Origin of the sequence: Vibrio sp. 1457, assembly GCF_033340195.1 — a bacterium.
GTDB classification, from domain to species: Bacteria; Pseudomonadota; Gammaproteobacteria; order Enterobacterales; family Vibrionaceae; genus Vibrio; species Vibrio alginolyticus.
In genome coordinates, this window is sequence record NZ_JAWOWA010000171.1 from 1 (window position 1) to 1,006 (window position 1,006).

1 protein-coding gene is annotated in these 1,006 nt (G+C 54.8%); it reads left to right on the top strand.

Going from position 1 to position 1,006, the window contains the following annotated elements:
- A partial coding sequence (speA, locus tag R7Z41_RS24635) for a biosynthetic arginine decarboxylase (protein WP_318141725.1) occupies positions 1 to 1,006 on the top strand: 1,006 nt, incomplete at both ends.

Here is a 1,006-nt window from a genome sequence, read left to right on the forward strand (position 1 = left end):
CGGTTCCAAAGCCGAGTTGATGGCAGTACTGGCACATGCTGGCATGACCCGTAGCGTCATCGTCTGCAACGGTTATAAAGACCGCGAATATATCCGACTGGCATTAATTGGCGAGAAGATGGGCCACAAGGTCTATCTGGTCATTGAGAAGATGTCAGAAATCGACATTGTGCTGGATGAAGCAGAACGTCTGAATGTCGTTCCTCGTCTGGGCGTGCGTGCACGTCTGGCTTCGCAGGGCTCGGGTAAATGGCAGTCCTCCGGCGGGGAAAAATCGAAGTTCGGCCTGGCTGCGACTCAGGTACTGCAACTGGTTGAAACCCTGCGTGAAGCCGGGCGTCTCGACAGCCTGCAACTACTGCACTTCCACCTCGGTTCGCAGATGGCGAATATTCGCGATATCGCGACAGGCGTTCGTGAATCCGCGCGTTTCTATGTGGAACTGCACAAGCTGGGCGTCAATATTCAGTGCTTCGACGTCGGCGGCGGTCTGGGCGTGGATTATGAAGGTACTCGTTCGCAGTCCGACTGTTCGGTGAACTACGGCCTCAATGAATACGCCAACAACATTATCTGGGCGATTGGCGATGCGTGTGAAGAAAACGGTCTGCCGCATCCGACGGTAATCACCGAATCGGGTCGTGCGGTGACTGCGCATCACACCGTGCTGGTGTCTAATATCATCGGCGTGGAACGTAACGAATATACGGTGCCGACCGCGCCCGCAGAAGATGCGCCGCGCGCACTGCAAAGCATGTGGGAAACCTGGCAGGAGATGCACGAACCAGGAACTCGCCGTTCTCTGCGTGAATGGTTGCACGACAGCCAGATGGATTTGCACGATATTCATATCGGCTACTCTTCCGGCACCTTTAGCCTGCAAGAACGTGCATGGGCAGAACAACTGTCACTGCGTATTTACTTCGAACTAAGCCGCAAGATGAGCACTAAGAATCGCTTCCACCGTCCGATTCTGGACGAGTTGAGCGAACGTCTTGCGGATAAG